Raw genomic sequence first — 18,803 nt, forward strand, 5'->3', positions numbered from 1 at the left:
TCTGGAAACACCTTCCATCTGGGACCTTGAAAGCGGGACTTCTTTCAAGAGATGTGCGGCCCGGTTCGGGCAAGGGCAGGGTTCGGCGAGAAGTTCTCGACGGACCCTGCCGATTCGGGACAGAACCCCGATCCGGGCCGCCTGAGGGACTGCAGGGAAGGCAGCACCTCAGAAAGGATGTGTTTGATTCAAGTGACGGGTGGGGTCGTTTGGATCGGGTTAGGGATTGGGAACAGCGGTTGTCTGGCAGGTGAAATCAACGTTGCGGCAGGGCGGCCTCGCGGGACCAGTTCTTCCAGGGACCGCGCGGGACTTCGCGGTCTTCGGCGAAGCGCCACTCGACGGTCTCGCCGCTGCGGAGCTTCAGGAAATCACGCACGGCGGGACTCAGGTCGATGCCGGCGGATTGATTGCGGTTGGAGCGCGGGGATTCTTTTCCGAAAACATATTGCCAGTGGTCCACTTCGAACGGACCGACGTCCTCCCATTGGGCGAAGCACACCCGGCCTTCATGGTGGATGGCGAGCCATCGGCCTTTGCAAACGGAGATCCCGTCGCCGCGATAGCTCTCCCAGAACCAAGGAATCACCTGCGATGCTTCCGGCCGGTGAACGCCGCCCTTGGCGACATCGTTATAAGGCAGGGCGACGTAAAAAGGATTCAGTGACGGAGTGAAATCCGCGGGAAGATAGCCCGAACGGCGATCCGGCTCATCATAGCCGCCGAAGTTCGCCTGCCAGTTCTGATCCCAGGCGCTCTGGGTGTTAGGCGTCGGATTGTTTTCAGTCGGCAGCTCGCCGACCCAGAAAACGGTGGCTACCACGTTGCGCTTCCATTCCTCGCTCGAATGGAACCTCCCGCGAGGCTGCTCGGCCACTTCCCGGGCGACTGCCGGAACTCCAAACGGATCGCTCAGCGACGGCAGAATTTCACGACGATTTTCAAGGAAGCTCTCGTGAACACTTTCCAGACGTTCGGTCAACCGTGCTGCGGCGGCAACCCCACAGAGGGCGGCGCTGGCAATTCCGATTGTGATCCACGTCGTCTTCATTTACTTTTTGCACGAGGTTGAAGCTCTGGATGGCTTAAACTTGCCCACATAGTAAAATTTTAACGTAACTTAACAAGAAAAAAACATGACGATTTTTGAACGATTTTTAAAAATGATTGTCATGGTGTTTTTTCCTTATACCTAAAAGGAATTTTCGCTCTCCAAGTTGGAGGAAATCGAGTTAGATCACTCGTTTTCAAGAGCGTTTTTCACCGAAAATCGACACTCGCACGGCCATTTCTTAACCGAATCGGGCAAAATGATCCACCCAATTTTTACAAATATTGAACAAATCTAAAGTTTAATTTTTTACGCGATCACGTCATCCCCTACCACCGCTGAAACGCCGGTCGAGCTCCCGCATGCTGAATTCCGTGAGCGTGGGACGGCCGTCCGCCGCGCAATAAGGCAGCTCGCAGGTGAACAATTCCGCCAGCAGTGGTTCAGTTTCAGCAAGTCTCGGCACAACCAGCACCGAGGCGCGTTTCGCGAGAACTTTCGCCAGGCGTTCGATGGCGAATCTCGCCCCGGTGGTTGATTCGTGCAGCAATTCATCCATCAACGCCCCGAGAAATGGTCGCGGATCGGAAACCGGCAGGCAGGCGGGCAAGCTCCGGATTTGCAGCGTATTTCCACCAAACGCCTCCACTTCGATCCCCGCCTCGGCCAGCGCCATCCGTTCCCGCAACACCAGATCCAAATCCCGCGGATCGAGCTCCAGCAAAACCGGCACCAGCAGCGACTGAACCTCCAGACCCACTCCGTCCTGATGTTGCAGTTTTTCAAAAAATATCCGTTCCCGCGCGGCTTTAGGGTCAAAAAGAACCAAACCATCCTCGCTTTCCAAAATCACGAACCGCTGATGCAACATCCCGATAATCCGAAAATCAGGCCCCCGGTTCACCACCACTCCAGTCGGCTCCGGCACCACCGGCACCGGATTTTCCCAATCCGCCAACATCGGCTGCGGCGCATGGAAAACCATCCGAACAGGCTCGATGTCCACCGCGTCCCTTGAAATGAACTCCAGCGACGGTGCCTCCATCCGTTTCGGAACCACCGGAGCGGCAGGTTTCAGCGCCAACGCCACGGCTTCCAGGATCACGTCCTTCACATCCAGCGGCCGATGAAACCGCACCTCGCGCTTCGCCGGATGCACGTTCACATCCACCAGCGTAGGCTCCAGATCGATCCACAACCACGCCGCCGGATAGAGACCGTCCGCCAGCGCTCCGCGAAATCCCTCGGCCAGGGCCCGCGAAATCACCGGGTCCTCCACGGGCCGGCCGTTCAGGAAAACAAATTGATGCCGCCTCCCCTTCCGCGCGTGACTGGCCGGTAACAGATAGCCTTCCACCGAAATCCCATTGCCGTGCGTCAGCGGAATCGCGATCAGCTCCCGCGACAACTCCGGCCCTAGCAAATGCCGCACCCGGTCCACCGCCTTCGCCGCCGCCGGCAGGTCGAACACCTCGCGGTCATCCCGCCGCAGGCGGAAACGAACGTTCGGCGCGGCCAGCGCGTGCAACCGGAGCTGATGCTCCACATGCGCTGCTTCCGTCGTCTCTGCCCGCAGGAATTTCCGCCTCGCCGGCATATTGAAAAAAAGCGCCTTCGCCTCGATCACCGTGCCCGGCGCACAGCCCGCGTCCCTGACATCACGGACTTTCCCGCCATCTACCAGAATTTCAGTCCCGGCGACCGCATCCGTTTCCCGCGTCACCATTCGGAACCGCGACACGCTGGCGATGCTCGGCACCGCTTCCCCGCGGAAACCCAGCGTCATGATCGCTGCCAAGTCCCCTGACGTCCGCAGCTTGCTCGTCGCATGGCGTTCCAGCGAAAGCAGCGCATCCTCGCGCGACATCCCGCAGCCGTCGTCGCTCACCCGGATCAAGGCCGAGCCGCCGCGATCGATGTCCACCCGGATTTCCCGCGCTCCGGCGTCGATGCTGTTTTCCACCAGCTCCTTCACCACCGATGCCGGGCGCTCCACCACTTCGCCCGCAGCCACCTGGCTGGCGAGAATGTCGGGGAGCACGCGGATCTTGGGCACGAAAGGAGACGTAAGACTCAAGACTGCAAGACACAAGACCAAGAAAAGACAACGCGTCGCAGATTCTTCGACTTTTCTTCCTCTTGTGTCTTGCAGTCTTGCGTCTTGTGTCTTGTCTCTTCCCGCATGGCTGGCTTTTTCAAATCCCTACTCAACAAGATCACCAACCGCGCGGAAATCGATTGGGACGACCTCGAGGCCGACCTCATCTCTTCCGATCTCGGGATCAGCCTCACCACCGCCATCATCGACGAACTCCGCGACCTCGGCCGCGAGGTCTCCGGTGACGATGTGGTGGCCGTCACCCGCCGCCAGCTCTCCAAGCGCTTGCCCGACAATTTCCTGCCACCCACCCCGCGCGCCGATGGCAAGCCGTTCGTCATCCTCGTCGTCGGCGTGAACGGCACCGGAAAAACCACCTCCTCCGCCAAGCTCGGCCTCTGGCTGAAAAAGCGCAACCGCACCGTCATCATGGCCGCCGCCGACACCTTCCGCGCCGCCGCCGTCGAGCAACTCAAGCGCTGGGGCGAGCGACTCGACATCCCGGTCATCACCGGAAACACCAATGCCGACCCCTCCTCCGTCTGCTTCCACGCCCATCAGAAAGCCATCGCCGACAAAACCCAGTTCCTCATCTGCGACACCGCCGGCCGCATCCACACCCGTCACAATCTGATGGAAGAGCTGGGTAAAATCCGCCGCACCATCGCCAAGCAAGATGAAACCGCGCCGCACCTCACCTTGTTAGTCGTAGATGCCACCACCGGCTCCAATGCCATGCAGCAGGCCAAGGAATTCCACAAAGCCAGCCCGCTCGATGGCCTCATCGTCACCAAGTTAGACGGCTCGGGAAAAGGCGGCATCGCCGTCACCATCCACGACCAGCTCAACATCCCGCCCCGCTTTCTCGGCACCGGCGAGGAACCCGAAGCGTTTTCGATTTTCGAAAAAGAATCCTTCGTCGCGGAAATCCTCTGACGAGTCAGCTCCGGACTTTCACTCGGCACCAATCGCCACCCGCAGCCGGGAAATTTCCGAAATCCACACCGGATGTCTTCCGCCTAAAATCGAGGCGATTCCGCCAATCCGCTTGCAAGGCTACCCATCACTTCCTCGGGCCAGCCGCTTATCCTTGAATACTCTGACCTTGCAAGGAGGCCAAGGAACTGGCATCCCCAATGTAGATATTTGTCCCGGCTCTCAATGACCCATGAAAGCAATTCCAAACGTGCATTCGTTTAAATCCACCCTATTTATTTTCACGAACCGGTTGGCATCGCTGATTTGTAGCGGATTGATGATTATTGGCATATCCTCGGCCGCCGAACCTTTTGACGGCATCAGCAAGACGGCGAAAGAGGAAGTGTCCGCCGCCGATACCGCCACTTTATTCAAGAAAGCGGACCTCAGCCAGAAATACACCGCCGCACTGACCAATCTCGAAAAAACGCTGGCTGCCGGTGGCGACTTGAATCTCATCGTCCACCTGAGAGAAGAGCGTGACTCGATTCAGAAAACCGGCGATCCCTCCTCCCACCAGGACAAGCCCTTGGTCCAGATTCGCGAAAAATATCTAAAATCCATGACCGCCATCAATGCGGAAACGAAGGCATCCCGCGCGAAAACGGTGGAAAGCACTGCGAGGAAACTCCGTGAACAGGAGACCGCGCTGACCAAGGCCGGCAAGGTAGATGAGGCCCTAACACTTCGCAAGAATGGTGAAAGCCTGATGCTGGAAATTTCCGGCGGAACGGCGGCCGATGCGGTTTCATTCACGGATGATCCAAGGGCGAAATCGTTGCCAAATCTGAATCCGCTTGAACCTATCCAAATACCTGCGGAAAGGCCGCCCGTGGTCGAGAAACCTTTCTCAACAGGTTCCTGGTTGACGAGTATGACCGTGCCAGTGGCAAAGCAGAATATCCGGGAACCGATCATCCTTGGCGATCGCAATAAAAATATCTGGATTAACGTCGTAGTGTCTCCGTATAGCGTCTGGTCCGGCGCGGATCGCGGAAAGGTTCATTTGTATGCAGCGAGTTTTCTCGCTACCAAGTCTCGATTCGAGAATCTCGAGTTTGGAGCTGATCACGCGAATCGTTTCTATTTCCAAAACTGTGCATTGACTAACTGCAGATTTCCAAAAATCGGCTGGTGGCATGATGGCGGCGATTTCTTCGCGAAACACTATTTTGAAAATTGTTATATCAAAGGAAGCTATTCTGGAAAACTCACTGTTCAGGAGAACGGGATACGAGCACAGACCTGTGTTTTTGAAGACATTGAGTTTCCAACCATTCGTTTTCAAAAGCACCAACCTGCGGATTTGGTGAACGAAAAATGGTTGCGTATCATCACCTGCCGCTTCGTGAAGTGTAAAATTCCACTCAGTTTTCTACTTCTCACACGAGACTGCATGTTTGAAAACTGCGTATTTTCCGATGATATCGATAGGGGAGATGATGAAGAGATCACAAAGCCCATTAAAATCGACCTGTATGTGAGCAATTGCCAGATGCGGATCAACAAGCTCCCGCCCGCAGTGACTCTCAATCAAAAGCAGTATGGCGAGTTGAAAGGCGTCACCATCCCTACCGCAGATTCTCTAGCGGAAATGATGGCTAGGTAAATGGGGTCGGGGTAAATGAAAACGCAATGGTTAGTGCTTTCGCAGCGCGAGCTGCGGGCTGGGGAAAAGCTGACTTCGATCTGTTTGCTCGCCCGGCACCAACGCGCATGAGATTGATCGGTTTATTATTCCTCGCTTTCGCGGCGATGCTGGCACTGGACCACTCCGCCAACTGGCTGATGCCCGCCGCGCTCGGCATGGCATTTCTGACACTATGGTATTTCACCGGGCGGGAGCCGGATGAAGTGCCGCCCGATAGGTCGGACTATCTCCACCGGGACCAACCCCCGTTGGATTTGCACGAGAGTTCTACCAGCTTCGATCTGGCGGACCTCGCCCCTTTTCTCGAACGACTTTCCGCCCACATCAAGGGCGGCTACACAGAAAGGGTCATCGCCCACATCGCCGAGGTTTCCGCAGGGATGAAACACGAGGCGGAGCGCAGCCTGGAATATGAGGTCGAATTCCAAGGACAACGACTCCCCTTCCACATCGGGCTCTTCAAGGATGACGCTGAGGAAATCACGATTTACTTTCACACACCGCAGCCGCTTGCGGATTTCATCGATCGCGAGATGGATTCGTTCTTTGCAGAAAGTGGCATTTAACGCGGATCGATTCGCGGCCGGCGGCGGAGAATCCGGCGTTTGATTATACGGAAGCTTATGATCGCAGTCGGTTGACCCGCGCGGCTTACGAAGAAAAGTGAGAAAATAGCCGAGCGTAGCGCGAGACCGGTTGCTGGAAGGCGGTCCGGGTTGATCCATCCGGTCACACCGAATAAGGAAAACGCACTCTCGGATCGTCGGCACTGAAGTCTCTGGTATTTCGCGTGACCAGGATGCAGCCTTCACAATCGGCACTTGCTAGAATCGCGGCGTCAGGAAGCTTCAATCTCGAATTCTTTCTCTCCTCCACTGCTTTCCGTGCCACGTCGGGCGAAAGCTCGACTCTTTTCATCGACTTGAAAAGCGCTTCGGCGGCCTCCCGATCCTCGTCGGTCTCAGCGCCGCACATCACTTCCATCCAGGAAATGACCGAATAAAGCGGCGGGTCGTATCGGTCGATTTCGACTTTGGCTTCGGGAACTCCTTGGAGGTAGTCGATGAGGACATCGCTATCGATCACCGCTTTCATCGCTCCCACTCCTCGCGCAGGTTTTCGACGAAGGTGCGGCTATCGAGGCGTTTCTTTTGCCAAGCGCCGAAGGCTTTTTCCCTTCCGGACTGTTGCTGATTGGCCAACATGCTGGCGAGCGCCCTGCGGACTGCTTCCGCCTTGGAAATCTTCTCCACCTTGCACCATTCCGTAAGGGCTTTCGCCTGTTCGTCGGGGAGATCAATAATCGTTCTCATGATGACGTCATCATACATCACGACGAGTTTCGGGCAAGTTTGAATTCCCGGCAGGCGGCTTTGGGAGACCAAGGGCAGTCACTCCGGCAAATGCTCGGCGCAGTATTCCTCGCCGTCCGCGCCGATGCGGAATTCCATGTGCGGGTCCGAGACATCGGTCTTCTTGCAGATGATGCAGGTGTGAAACGCATCGGACTCCGGCAGATTGGCGGCGTTAAAAATTTTCCTGCGTTTCGTGGCATCGAGCACGCGGGCGTTCCCGCGCATGACGGGGATTCCGGCCCAGATGATGTAATTGGCAAAAGTTAGAACGAAGAACGGCAGGAGGATCGGGAACTTGACGAGCGTCATGACAATCCCGAATGCCAATATCATCCCGAGGAATCTCACCTGGAGCGGAAGGACGAAAAACAGCAGGATTTCCACCATGGGAAACAGGGTGGCGAACGCGAGGAAGGAAGCGGCGAACAGGGTCATGCCGCTGTAAGGGATGGCCATCGGATAGACGAAATTCGCCACCAGCGCGAGGATGATGCCGGTGTAGTAGAACAGCGACGCCTTGAAACTCCCCCACGCGCTTTCAAGACCGTCGCTGACCATGAAGACGAAATTCACGGCGAAGATGAGCAGCAGGATGCTCATGATGTTCGGCGCGCCGAACTGACCGTTAGAGAAGAACATGGTGGCGACCCGCCAGATTTCTCCGGAGAGGATCTTGTCGCGGTCGAACGCGAGGGCTCGGCCGATTTCCGGCTGGAAAAGCTGGAGGATGAAGACCAGCACTTGGAACAAAGCGAAATAGCGGAGGAACCCGGGGAAGGCCAGCCAGCCCCAGCGACGCTCCAGGCGGTCGAAAACATTCATGTCGCCGCAGAGCATCGCGGGTCGGCGCGGATTGACAAGCCCGGCTGCGGAAGGGCGGGAATTTCGCCGGTCGCAGGCAGTTTCACGGGCGAAGGGAACTCGGGGGTACTTTCAGGTTGGCCTTCCGGGATGAAACTGATAGCTCATGCCAATGATCCGGCATGGATAGCATCGTCTGGCAAGGCGGGCGTCCATGTGGAGCATTCGCCCCCTCCCCGAAGATGACCCTTTTTCCCCTCTCCCGCCGTTCGTGTTCCGGACATTCTGTTTCCGCTTTGAAGTGCCAACTCGCCGTAGGGTTTTTCCTGGTCGCCACAATGGCTTGCGGTGATGCCCAACTGACGGACAAGGCGTTGGAAACGCTGAAAGCCCGCTGGAAACCCACTGTCGCGAAAGAAATGCCGCTCACCGAACTGGATGCGCCGAACGGCTATGTGGTTCTGAAAGAGCCGGCCGCCGATGCCCAAGAGGCCAGGCGTGTGGACAAGGCCGCCAAAGTGAAGGTCAAATTCTATATGGATCGGGGAAACCGGCGTTTCTACATGACGGAGTGGAACTGGAACAACGCCGGGAAAGGCGGCAAATTCAATTGGGTGATGCTGAACCCGGTGGCCGAAGCACCCGCGAAACCGGAAGCAGGCAAGCTGGATGCGCTGTACAACGATTTGCGGCATGATCAAACCCAATGGAACTGCGAAAATGCTTACGGCGAATTCGGCAAAATAGTGAACCAGCCAGAGGTCGTGGAATTCCTCGTGGCGAAACTGGCGACCGAAAAGGATGCGCAGGCTAAGAGCTGCGTGGTCGCCCTGCTGTGTACATCCTCACAATACAAACACGACGCCACGTTCGCCCGGACGGTTCTGGATCTATTGATCGAGTATCAGGCAAAACGATCGAACGGCTTCCACGACAAAGCAGGAGTTCCCGAGCCTGAACGGCTCTGGCTCTTCGTGAGTTCGTCGGGGGCGAGCCTTAATTGCGTTTGGATTCGATTTCTCGTTCGCAACACGCCGAAGTATGAAGAACTGCTGAGCCCCGTCATGCTCGACCCGAAGGCAGACTTCTACCTCCGCTGGGTCTGCATTCACGCAATGGCCCGACACAAGTTGATGGAAAAATATTATCCGAAACTCGATCCGGATTTCTATCGAATGCTATTCGAAAATCTGCGCAACGACGGACATGGATGGAATGCTCAATTCGCCACCCGGATTCTGGTGATTTTAAAACCCGTATCCACTCCCTATATCATCCAAAGGCTCAATGAACCGCGCCTCGATGATCAGGAAAAAGACATCTTGAATCTGATCAACAAGGATATCCTGCTCCCCGCCAACCGGGGGAAATTCGAATTCAAATACGGCAACCTCAACAGCAGCATTTTCGGCACCACCGCTGACACTAACGATAAATTTGATTGCGAGCTTTCCATGTTCAAGAATTGAGGTCCGTTGTGTTTCCCGCGCTTGGAGCACGGGATTCATGAAACACGGAGCGCTGCTTGCTGTCTTCGTCGGATTGATTTCTCCCGTCATCGCCCAACAGGAGCCGGACGCCCGCATTCTCAAGCCGTCGATCCTGCTCCCTCTCCGCGGGGGGATCATCATCGGTGCTGAAAACGGCCTGTTCGTGGCACGCGACGGCATGCCCGCGACTCCGACCGGCACCGAGCTAACAGTGAATGAAATCGTCCCGGGAAAGGATGGCTATCTCATCGCGACCGATGGCGGTGTTTTCAGCTTCGACCCCGACAAGATGTCGTCGCCATTGGTCAAAATCGGCAGTTACAGCCGGAGCGTCCGGCAGATCTACGGCTTTGCGGAAGACGAATACTACCTGGCGACCCAGGACGGGCTGAAAATCCTCTCGGGAGATACCATCCGCTCTCTCGGAAAGAACGTCGAAGTCGATACGCTGCCATGTCTCTTCGGAGGGAAAATCGTCGGCATCTGCGGCAACGATATCGTTCTTTCCGACTCCGACCACGCCACCTTTTACGACTGCGGGGATGTGGTGACGGCGGTGGTCCCCGCAGTGGATCAGTTGTTCGTCGCCACGTTGTCTGGGCTCATGGCCCTGCGCGGGGATCGGCTTGAACCTGTCGTGGTCAAAACGGTCGTTAGCGACATGGTTTCCGTCGGGCAGAATCTCCTGATGGCGACCCCCGGAGGGCTGCTGACCATGCCAATCGACGGCCCCTATCAGCCGTCGAAATCACGGGAAGGCTTCTATTCGGATCTCCAGCCCTTCGACGGTGGAGTCCTTCTGGCAGGCCGCGACCGGCTTGACCTGCTGTCGCCAGACCTAACACAGATCGCCACCATCCCGTCTCCCGGCGCCCGCAAAAGCAACAAGGTGAGGCAGGAAAAAGGCCTGCTGGCTTTTTGCCTGAACAACGGACTTCTGGTTTCAGCCGACGGTGGCGCCAAATTTGATTTCACGCCCTCGGAGCAGGAAGTGCGTGACGTCATTTCCAGAAACGGCAGGGTCATGATGGCGACCGACAGCGGCATTTCCTTCCTCAACGACCAGCCCCGCCCCACTCCGTGGCTGCAGATCGCCCTCGGAACCGGAGTGGTGGTGTTAGGCAGCAGTTTCTGGCGGATGCGATCGCGGCGGCGCGTCATTTTCATTTCCTACCGGCGGAGCGACTCGAAGGAAATCGCCTGCCGCCTGAGAGACCGTCTGCAAGGAAAATTTGGCAGCCAATCCGTCCGTCTCGACCTGCACGACATCGAGGAGGGCGAGGACTTCCGCGTGGAAATCCAACGCAACGTCGGCGAGGCCTCGATGGTGCTGGTCCTGATAGGTCCGCACTGGGCCGGTGCGACCCATGCGGACGGGAGTTTGCGCCTTTTCTCGGAAGTGGACTACGTGCGCTATGAGATCGAACTCGCGTTCCAACTGAAAAAACCGATGGTGCCGGTTCTCCTTGGAAACACCGGGATGCCATCCGCCAATGATCTGCCCGAAACCATCCGCGATCTCTCTTTCCGCCAGTCGATGCCTCTCCGGTCAGACCCCGACTTTGACGGGGATCTGACCGATCTCATCAGGGTGATCCGGCGGCCCGCGTCAAAGCCCCCGGTGTCCTGATTCAACGCTCGAGCCGCTCGACGCCATAGTCGCCGAAGGGAACGATGACGTCGCCATTGTCACCGAGGATCACGCGCTCCACACCGGGATTCCAGGTTGGGAACTTCCACTTGGTGACGTCGCTGTCCGCCGCATCCGAAGCGAACAAGGCATTCCATTTGCCGCCGACCAAGGTCCCGTCGATCCAGCGCAGCGAGTCCGGCTGCCATCCGACTTCAAGCGGTGATTCCGTGGCGAAGGTTCCGTCTTCGGTGAGGCGGTGACGTTCGACCCCGTCTTCCGTGGCGACAAACAGGCGGCGGCCGCCGGCGGTAATCGCGACATAAGGTGGGGCCTCCAGACTGGCGACCGAGAACGCATCGTAGCCGTCGCAGGCACTGACTTGTAGCGTGGTGGATTCGAAATCACCCGAAGTCCGCGTGAATGCCAGGAAGCCTGCGTGATCCAGTTCGGTGACGGCGAAAAGCTCGCCCGGCAAGTCCACCAGCGGACGCACGATCGGCGAGCCGGAGCTTTCCACTTCGATGACGCGGGCGGTCTGAAGCGCCACCGTGGAACCCAGCCACTCGTCGGTCGCGATGTCCTTCCATTGGGAATTTCCGAGCACGATCAATCCGTCGGCAGCCGCGCCGATGCGGTTGAAAATCGTTCCATCAGGACCTAACACCACCGGATCAGCCGCCACTGGATTTTGTGGATCCGTAGTATCGAAGACAATCAGGCGAGGTGCTTTCTCGGGAACCCAGTACGGACGGAGATCCACCAACACGGAAGCCTTGGTCTTCAGCGGGGCAGCGGCAGCGGCGAATGTTGTCGCAGTATTGTTGTCCACAAAGATTGGTCCCCAACCGAACCAGAAGGAGTAGCGGAAATCCATCACCAGCGCGGGACGATTCGGCTGCGGCCAGAGCAGATGATCCATCGCAATCTGTCCGCCTTCGACCGCGTTGACGATACAGGAGCCCAGCAACGTCAGGGCAGGTGCGGAGCTGACATCGTAGATATCGAGAACGAGCTTGCCACCCGTGGAGTTTCCAATGATCCGGCTGCTGTAGAAAAACAACGGCGCGGAGCCGGTATCGCGGAGAACATACAATTTCCCATCGCGGCAGTCCGCGGCCTTGACCGCGCCCTTTCCGAGACTGGTTTCAGATAGAATCGATTCGGATGACTTCGCGGGAGACACGCGGACGACCGGCTGACCGCGATACCAGGAACCGTCTTCGATCTGGAGCAGATAGCCACCTGTCTCGAACACCCGGTCCACCGGCCAGGCCAGCGACACTTCCGATAGAATGGCCGGAGCGTCACGGTTGGTGACATCGGCGGCGACCATTACCCGTTGGGAAATGGAGACGACGGTATTTCCCAACAGATCGGCGCGGCGGGCGTCGAACTCATGCGAGATCGTTCCGCGGACGTGCAGGTCGCGACCGGCGGTATCGACGTCCAGCAACTGGACCACGGATTTCGATTCGCCGCTGTCTCCATCGTAGGAAGTCAGCGGGATCAGCGCGAGTCCGGCACCCGGCAGGAGCTTGAGCGCCTGTTCGTCCCACATGGCTTCGCTGTAGGTGCCCGGAGCGCCGAGCTTCACGCGTCGAAGCAATTGGGGAGCCGCGGGATCCGCCACGTCGAACAAGGAGGCGACGACGGTATTCGATTCCCAGCCGATGGCGAAAAGCAGATCGCCCAGCGGTTCAAGATGCGATGACCAGCCCGGCACTTCGATCTGACCGGCCACCATCGGATTCTTCGGATCGGATAGATCGATCACGAACAGTGGATCGGTTTGGAGGAATGTGACGATGTAGGCCTTGTCCCCTGCAAATCGGGTCGCGAAGAGGCTTTCGCCCTTGGCAAGCTGGAGCGAACCAAGCGGGCCGTAGCCTTCGAAAATCATCGGATGAACGACATCCGGATCCCAAGCGCGGAAGTTCTCAAGCACCGTTACGGGAAACCAGCCGTTTTCGCTGTTGTTGCGCTCCGAAACGGTCGTCAGCACGTTGTTACTCCACTGCATCGCGAACTTGCCGGGAACCACTCCTTTGGTCCGCACAGGCTGAGCCATTCTCACCAAACCATTCTCACGGATCGCGAACACCGACACCTCGGAAACATCCCACTGTCCGTTCGGATAGACCGCCAGCGCCAGCCAATCCGCGCCGGTGGCGATCACCGGGCTGTCGCCTTCGATCACCGTTTCTCCGGCCGCCTGCGGTGTCTTGCCACCAGCGCACAGCCACTCAGTTAGATGGCTTCGGGTATTCCATTCGTCCTCGGTTTCGTCGACCGACTGGTTCCACTCGGAAGTCGCGAGAATCAGACGGTTGCCAACCATACGGCTGTCGGCCAGGTAGCCCGGCACGTCGCGGGTGTTGGTGATTTCCGCTTTTCCGCCGGAAACTTTGACGAGATTGATGCGTGTCCAGTCGCCTTCTTTGGATGACCATCCTTGGGTCAGCAGGACGAGGTTCCGTTCCTTGCCGGACCCGGGTAACAGATAGAGATCCTGGCCCACCGCGGGCAGTCGCAGCGATGCGGTGATTCGCGGATCCGCCGGATTTGCCAGATTGAGCACTTGGAGACCGCGGAGTTGGTTGAAGAAATAAACCGTGTCGCCATCCACCTTCCAGATGTCCGCTTCGACCGGAACATCTCCGGAAGGAAGACCTCCCTGCAATCCCGCATCGTCGAATCTCCCCGGCGTGGTCACCGAACTGGTGTCCGCTTTCCCGGGTTTGAAACTGTTTTCCCCGGAATAGAACGAAGCCGGAAACTTGTCATGCGATGCGACAGTCACTTCGAATCGACCGATCGCGCGCCAACGGTCGTTGCCGCCGGCTTTTGGCAGTTTGAAACGCATCACGCCCGGCACGGCATCCCGGCTGGCGACTTTCGTCCAGCCGCCTTCGCGCTTGAATTTCTGCAAGGTAACCGTCGTGACGCCCGCAGGCACCGTGACCTTGGCCGTCTCGTGGTCCTTGGTCAGCACGATTTCCAAGCTCTTCCGTCCACCCGACGTCGGGGCTGCGACCCCCAGAAGGGTGCTGGCGAACAGCATCAGGATAAGCTTCTGCCACAGGCGGAATGGTAAGAACATGAACGGTTTCATAGTGGTTTTTTCAAATGGGGGAAAAGGAGATTCGGGAAGGGCTGACATAAGACATCCGTTTCCCGCACCCGATTCGGATCACTCTTCCGGGAAATTTCTTCCATCGGTTGACAAGCGCAGGTCGTCCTTCCAATCTCCGCCGCGTGATTTCCGACTTGAAAAGTTCCCCTCTCGAAGCCGCCCATGTGGCGCTCGGTGCCAAGCTCGTGCCCTTCGCCGGATGGAACATGCCGGTCCAGTACACGTCGATCATCGACGAACACACCGCGGTCCGGACGAAGTGCGGGATTTTCGACATTTCCCACATGGGACAATTCATCGTCAGCGGACCGAATACGGCGGCATGGCTGAATGGATTGCTCACCAACGACATCGCCAAGCTCGGCATCGGCCAAGGGCAATACACGCTGATGCTGAATGAAAGCGGCGGAGTGATCGACGATCTGATCGCTTATCGGACGGGCGAATCCGATTTCTTCCTGGTGGTGAACGCGTCAATGATCGACGAGGATTTCTTCTGGATGGCGGCACGGCAGGACGAGCACGTCGCGCTAAGCAACGAAAGTCCGCTGTGGGCCGGGATGGCGATCCAGGGGCCGGATGCGGCGGCGATTTTTGCCAAGGTTTGCCCGGATGAAACGCTGCCGCCACGCAACAGCATCCTGAAAACGGCCGCGGGCTCGGTGGTTTGCCGGACCGGCTACACCGGCGAGGACGGCTTCGAATTTTTCTCCCCGGCTGCCGAGGCGATCGGCTACTGGGATCAATTTCTAGCAGCCGGTGCGAAGGCATGCGGCCTCGGTGCCCGCGATTCGCTGCGGCTGGAAATGGGCTATCCGCTCAACGGCAACGACCTTTCTCCCGAGCGCACGCCGATCGAGGCGGGACTCGGTTTTTTCTGCGACCTCACGAAAGGCGACTTCATCGGCCGCGAAACCCTTGTCCGCCAAAAAGAAGATGGCCCGGGCATGAAGCTCACCGCGATCCGCTATACGGAAAAAGGAGCTCCGCCGCGGGCGCACTATCCGGTGGTTTCCGCGGACGGCGCTGTCATTGGCGAGCTCGCCAGCGGCGTGCTTTCCCCTTCCCTCATGACCGGCATCGGCATGGCCTATCTGCCCGCGACGTTTTCGAAACCCGGCACGCCGCTCGGCATCGAAGTGCGCGGAAAAATTTTCCCCGCCGAAGTCGTTAAAAAACCTTTTTACAAGCACCTCCCCTAAAGCTTCCCAAGCCGCCCACTTCTCCATCCGATGCAACCCGAGGGAATCATTCCATCACCTATGCGTGGTATGCCGAATTGGCGCGAAAAACAACGCGCCCTTCCCATCGGGGAAAAAATCGAACTTATCGGCAGGTTCATTCAGGAGACACGCCAACTCGAACTCGTGAAAAAAACATGCAAGTCGTCTGTGATGTCTTGGAACAGCTCGTCGGTGAAGGCACCCTGAAGCACTACGCCATCGGTGACGCGACAGCAGCCGGTTTCCATGGGGAACCGCTCGCGACCCGAGACGTCGATGTTTTTGTGTTCATCGAGCCGGCCCCAGGTTCACTGCTGGTTTCTTTGGAACCGCTTTTCTTTCGTTTGGCGGAATTGGGATTCAGTGAGTTCGAAGAAGAAGGATTACTTGTACACGGATTTCCCGTTCAATTTCTCAGTGCTTCTCCCGGCTTGGAAACCGAAGCGGTTGAGGCTGCCCTTGTCGCGGAATGGGACAACCATCGAATCCGCGTAATCCGTCCCGAGTATCTGGCGGCGATCGCGATCACTGTCGGCCGCCCGAAAGACCGCGCGAGGCTGGTGTATCTTGCCGAACTGCCGGATTTCCACCGATCACTCTTCATTGATATTTTATCTCGCCATGACCTGCGGAAACGATGGGATGAATGGGCCGGCGCGCTGGGCCTTGAAAATTAAAAGAACCGTCGACATTCACCCTCTACAATTTCAACAATCAACAACTAACACATCCCCATGAGCACACCCGCCGACCTCCGCTATGCCACCTCCCACGAATGGGTCCGCCTTGATGGCGACATCGCCACCGTGGGCATTTCCGATCACGCCCAGGAAGAACTGACCGACGTCGTTTTCGTCGAGCTCCCCGCCGTGGGACGCGCGGTGGACGCCGGTGACCCGACCGCCGTGGTGGAATCCGTGAAGGCGGCCAGCGACATTTACGCCCCTGTCGGCGGAGAAATCGTGGAAGTGAATCCGGAAGTCGAGGCCGATCCTTCGCTGGTCAACACCGACCCATACGGCAAGGGCTGGATCTTCAAACTCAAGGTGAAGGACACGGCACACGTTTCCAAGCTGATGGACGCCGCCGCCTACGAGGCACAGATCGGTTAGTCCGTCGCAAGGAACATTGACACACGGGGCGGGATGCGGTGTCGTCATCACGATGATACCACCCCGTTTTCTTTGTCTGGCTCTGCCCTTGCTGTTCGCCGCTCTAACGACGGCTCGAGGGCAGGATGTCGAGGCCAAGGTTGAGGAAATTCTTTCAAAGCTCACCCTCGAGGAAAAGCTCGGGCAGTTGCGGCTGGTGGACGGCCACGCGGGTGGCGGGTGGAAGCCGCAACACAGGTATCTCGCCCAACAGGGACTGCTGGGCGGCACCTTCAACGTCCGGGGCACCGGCCCGACCGGGGAAATGCAGCGGGCCGCGCTGGCGACGCGCCACAAGATCCCGTTGGTTTTCGCGTTCGACGTGGTGCACGGCTACCGCACGATTTTCCCGGTGCCACTGGGTGAGGCCGCAAGCTGGGATCTGGAACTGGCTGAAAAATGCGCGGCGGTGGCGGCCAAGGAAGCACGGTCGGCGAACGTCTCTTGGACCTTTGCTCCGATGGCCGACATCGCCCGCGATCCCCGCTGGGGAAGAATCGTGGAGGGCGCGGGCGAGGATACGGTGCTAACATCGGCCTTCACCGCGGCCCGCGTCCGGGGATTCCAAGGCAACAACATCGCGGCTCCGGACCGGATGCTTTCCTGCCTGAAACACTTCGCCGGCTCCGGAGCGGCGGAAGGTGGGCGCGATTACAATATTGCCGAAGTGTCCGTTAGATCGCTGCGCGAAACCCACTTCCCACCGTTTCTAGCCGGACTCGCCGCGGGCGCGGGCTCCATCATGCCGACATTCAGTGCGATCGACGGCGTGCCCGCGACCAGCAACCCGTGGCTGCTTCAGGATGTCCTGCGGAAGGAATGGGGATTCAACGGAGTAGTGGTCACGGACTACGACGCGGTCGGCCAGCTTGCCAACCACCGGGTCGCAGCAACCTATCCGGCGGCCGGCCTGCTCGCCCTGCAATCCGGCATCACCATCGAAATGTGGGGAAGCTGCATGGTCGAGGCCGAGTCCATGATGAAGACTCCCGCGAACCTGAAGCTCGTGGACGAGGCCGTTAGAAATGTCCTGCGGATGAAATTCAAGCTCGGGCTGTTCGACAAGCCCTTCGGTGACCCGGCGCGGGAGAAGGCGGCGTTGCTCAATCCGGATCACCTCAAGCTCACCCGCGAGGCGGCTTCCAAGGCGTGCGTGCTTTTGAAAAACGAAGGCAACACCCTGCCGATCCCTGCAAGCGCCAAAAAGATCGCAATTGTCGGCCCGCTTGCGGACGACCGGACCAGTCTGATAGGAAGCTGGTCCGGCGATGGTCGGCCTGAAGATGCGGTCACCCTGGTGGATGCCGTTCGGGACCGCCTCGGCGCGTCCGGCACGGTCATTCATGAATCCGCGGGCAATGCCTCCGGCTTCAGCTTCAGTCGTCCCTCCGATGGTGTGGAAGCCGCGAAGGATGCGGATTTCGTCCTCGTGGTGATCGGTGAAACCGCCGACATGTCGGGCGAAGCGGCATCGAAGAGTTCGTTGGATTTGCCGCCGCTCCAATTGGATCTGGTGCAGAAAGTCCACGCCCTCGGCAAGCCGTATGCCGTGGTCCTGATGACCGGACGTCCCTTGACGGTCGGCTGGCTGGCGGAAACCTGCCCGGCCATTTTGCTTACCTGGTTCGGCGGCACGATGGGGGGTCCGGGGATCGCAGATGTGCTTTTCGGCGATGTGAATCCTTCGGGAAAACTGCCGGTGACTTTTCCGCGCAGCGTTGGACAGATCCCTCTGACGTATAACCTCACCCCGACCTCCCGTCCCTATCGAGCGGACGACAAGTGGACGTCCAAATACACCGACATCAGCAGCAGTCCGCTATGGGCGTTCGGGCATGGCTTGAGTTACACCGACTTTGAAATCTCCCAGCCGATGAGTTCGCAACTCCGCTTCCCCATCGACGGCAAAGTCACTTTCAAGGTCTCGGTGAAAAACACCGGGAGTCGCGATGGCGACGAAATCGTGCAGGCCTACATCCGCGACGATGTGGCCAGCATCACCCGGCCTAACAAGGAACTCAAAGCCTTCAAACGGGTGTCCGTTCCTGCGGGAAAATCCGTGATGGTGGATTTCGAAATCCCCGCCAAGGACCTCGGCTTCTGGACGCCCAAGGGGGAATACGTCGTGGAACCTGGAAGCTTCACGCTGATGGTTGGCGACAGCTCGGAATCCGTCCAGTCCGCGCGTTTCTATCTGGAGTGATCATTCCGCGCGAAATAAATTTCGCGCTCCAATTGG

15 protein-coding genes are annotated in these 18,803 nt (G+C 58.2%); 9 read left to right on the forward strand and 6 right to left on the reverse strand.

Annotated features, from left to right (window positions below; genetic code table 11):
- Nucleotides 1–256 precede the first annotated feature (256 nt).
- Together ABIQ96_RS23340 and mutL are read right to left on the reverse strand one after the other, a co-directional pair.
- On the reverse strand, nt 257–1,051 hold the full coding sequence (locus ABIQ96_RS23340; protein ID WP_348217063.1) for a hypothetical protein: 795 nt from the start codon (nt 1,049–1,051) through the stop codon (nt 257–259).
- Nucleotides 1,052–1,373: 322 nt separating this feature from the next.
- Nucleotides 1,374–3,107 carry a DNA mismatch repair endonuclease MutL gene (gene mutL, locus ABIQ96_RS23345; protein WP_348217064.1) on the reverse strand — a complete coding sequence of 578 codons (1,734 nt, stop codon included), beginning with the start codon at nt 3,105–3,107 and terminating at the stop codon, nt 1,374–1,376.
- Nucleotides 3,108–3,233: 126 nt separating this feature from the next.
- On the opposite strand from mutL, the gene ftsY reads away from it, so the two are divergent.
- The 3 genes from ftsY to ABIQ96_RS23360 all read left to right on the forward strand — a co-directional run bounded on the left by ftsY (nt 3,234) and on the right by ABIQ96_RS23360 (nt 6,344).
- Nucleotides 3,234–4,085, forward strand: a complete 852-nt coding sequence (ftsY, locus tag ABIQ96_RS23350) for a signal recognition particle-docking protein FtsY (RefSeq protein ID WP_348217065.1) — start codon at nt 3,234–3,236, stop codon at nt 4,083–4,085.
- 232 nt (nt 4,086–4,317) lie between these two features.
- Nucleotides 4,318–5,736 carry a hypothetical protein gene (locus tag ABIQ96_RS23355; protein ID WP_348217066.1) on the forward strand — a complete coding sequence of 473 codons (1,419 nt, stop codon included), beginning with the start codon at nt 4,318–4,320 and terminating at the stop codon, nt 5,734–5,736.
- Between the two features lie 107 nt (nt 5,737–5,843).
- Nucleotides 5,844–6,344 carry a hypothetical protein gene (locus ABIQ96_RS23360; protein WP_348217067.1) on the forward strand — a complete coding sequence of 167 codons (501 nt, stop codon included), beginning with the start codon at nt 5,844–5,846 and terminating at the stop codon, nt 6,342–6,344.
- A gap of 163 nt (nt 6,345–6,507) precedes the next feature.
- On the opposite strand, the gene ABIQ96_RS23365 is transcribed toward ABIQ96_RS23360, so the two are convergent.
- The 3 genes from ABIQ96_RS23365 to ABIQ96_RS23375 form a co-directional block, all read right to left on the reverse strand.
- A complete protein-coding gene (locus ABIQ96_RS23365) occupies nt 6,508–6,873 on the reverse strand; it encodes a type II toxin-antitoxin system VapC family toxin (RefSeq protein WP_348217068.1) in 366 nt (121 codons plus the stop codon).
- Nucleotides 6,870–7,091: a ribbon-helix-helix protein, CopG family gene (locus tag ABIQ96_RS23370; RefSeq protein WP_348217069.1), complete on the reverse strand. Its 222-nt coding sequence runs from the start codon at nt 7,089–7,091 to the stop codon at nt 6,870–6,872. The genes ABIQ96_RS23365 and ABIQ96_RS23370 overlap by 4 nt, the downstream gene beginning before the upstream one ends.
- A 78-nt stretch (nt 7,092–7,169) precedes the next feature.
- Nucleotides 7,170–7,970, reverse strand: coding sequence for a hypothetical protein (locus tag ABIQ96_RS23375; RefSeq protein ID WP_348217070.1), 801 nt, complete (start codon nt 7,968–7,970; stop codon nt 7,170–7,172).
- 260 nt (nt 7,971–8,230) lie between these two features.
- On the opposite strand from ABIQ96_RS23375, the gene ABIQ96_RS23380 reads away from it, so the two are divergent.
- Both ABIQ96_RS23380 and ABIQ96_RS23385 read left to right on the forward strand, forming a co-directional pair.
- Nucleotides 8,231–9,403, forward strand: a complete 1,173-nt coding sequence (locus ABIQ96_RS23380; RefSeq protein WP_348217071.1) for a hypothetical protein — start codon at nt 8,231–8,233, stop codon at nt 9,401–9,403.
- 37 nt (nt 9,404–9,440) lie between these two features.
- Nucleotides 9,441–11,054, forward strand: coding sequence for a toll/interleukin-1 receptor domain-containing protein (locus tag ABIQ96_RS23385; RefSeq protein WP_348217072.1), 1,614 nt, complete (start codon nt 9,441–9,443; stop codon nt 11,052–11,054).
- Nucleotide 11,055: 1 nt separating this feature from the next.
- Here ABIQ96_RS23385 and ABIQ96_RS23390 read toward each other — a convergent pair whose 3' ends face one another.
- Entirely contained in the window at nt 11,056–14,157 is a 3,102-nt protein-coding gene (locus ABIQ96_RS23390) for a beta-propeller domain-containing protein (RefSeq protein ID WP_348217073.1), read from the reverse strand.
- 167 nt (nt 14,158–14,324) lie between these two features.
- Here ABIQ96_RS23390 and gcvT point away from each other — a divergent pair, with 167 nt between their 5' ends.
- The 4 genes from gcvT to ABIQ96_RS23410 all read left to right on the forward strand — a co-directional run bounded on the left by gcvT (nt 14,325) and on the right by ABIQ96_RS23410 (nt 18,767).
- Nucleotides 14,325–15,392: a glycine cleavage system aminomethyltransferase GcvT gene (gcvT, locus tag ABIQ96_RS23395; RefSeq protein WP_348217074.1), complete on the forward strand. Its 1,068-nt coding sequence runs from the start codon at nt 14,325–14,327 to the stop codon at nt 15,390–15,392.
- Between the two features lie 77 nt (nt 15,393–15,469).
- Complete coding sequence (locus ABIQ96_RS23400) at nt 15,470–16,090, forward strand: hypothetical protein (protein ID WP_348217075.1); 621 nt, start codon at nt 15,470–15,472, stop codon at nt 16,088–16,090.
- A 57-nt stretch (nt 16,091–16,147) separates the two neighbouring features.
- On the forward strand, nt 16,148–16,525 hold the full coding sequence (gene gcvH / locus ABIQ96_RS23405; protein ID WP_348217076.1) for a glycine cleavage system protein GcvH: 378 nt from the start codon (nt 16,148–16,150) through the stop codon (nt 16,523–16,525).
- 52 nt (nt 16,526–16,577) lie between these two features.
- A complete protein-coding gene (locus tag ABIQ96_RS23410) occupies nt 16,578–18,767 on the forward strand; it encodes a glycoside hydrolase family 3 N-terminal domain-containing protein (protein WP_348217077.1) in 2,190 nt (729 codons plus the stop codon).
- Nucleotides 18,768–18,803: the final 36 nt, after the last annotated feature.

The organism is Luteolibacter sp. (genome assembly GCF_039920825.1).
In the GTDB taxonomy this organism is placed as follows: Bacteria; Verrucomicrobiota; Verrucomicrobiia; order Verrucomicrobiales; family Akkermansiaceae; genus Luteolibacter.